General features: G+C 63.8%; 2 protein-coding genes. Both read left to right on the forward strand.

Translation table 11 applies throughout. From position 1 onward, the window contains the following. Positions 1-229, forward strand: a 229-nt coding sequence (locus AB4Z27_RS29420; RefSeq protein WP_441646033.1) for a hypothetical protein, incomplete at its 5' end; no start/stop codon positions are given. Between the two features lie 5 nt (positions 230-234). After that, a partial coding sequence (locus AB4Z27_RS29425) for a toxin VasX (RefSeq protein ID WP_441646034.1) occupies positions 235-518 on the forward strand: 284 nt, incomplete at its 3' end.

Here is a 518-nt window from a genome sequence, read left to right on the forward strand (position 1 = left end):
ATGGGCGCGCGCCCAGCGCATCGCCCTGGTCAACCAGGTCCTCGCACGCCTGGCTTTGCCGCGAGACCTCTCCTGGGCGCAGCRTGCGGCGCAAGCGATGCGCATTGAGCCGGACCTCGCCGTCATGCTGACGCCCGAGGACTACGACCACCTGGCCCAGCGGCACGCGATGATCACCGAGCCCCTGCCGCCAGCCGATACCTCGAACACTCGAACCTTGGGGACCTGACGTCTATGGCCATCGAAAAAACATGCGGCTACTGCGACAAGCGTGGCCTGCTCATCCTGCCCGTGCGCTATGCGATAGCACCCATCGACATGGGGCTACCGGCGGTCACCGCGCCACTGAAGGTGGAAGACACCGCCCGTAGCGTCGGCAAAGGCCAGAAGCAGGACCTGACGCTGCATGGCAGCGCGCGCTACACGACCCGCTTGCTACGCTGCGGCTACCTGTATGTGTATGACGAAAAACGCGATCGAATGGACGCTTACTGGATCTCAGAGGATGGCTACTACAG

It is taken from the genome of Cupriavidus sp. KB_39 (assembly GCF_052114485.1).
Classification (GTDB): domain Bacteria; phylum Pseudomonadota; class Gammaproteobacteria; order Burkholderiales; family Burkholderiaceae; genus Cupriavidus.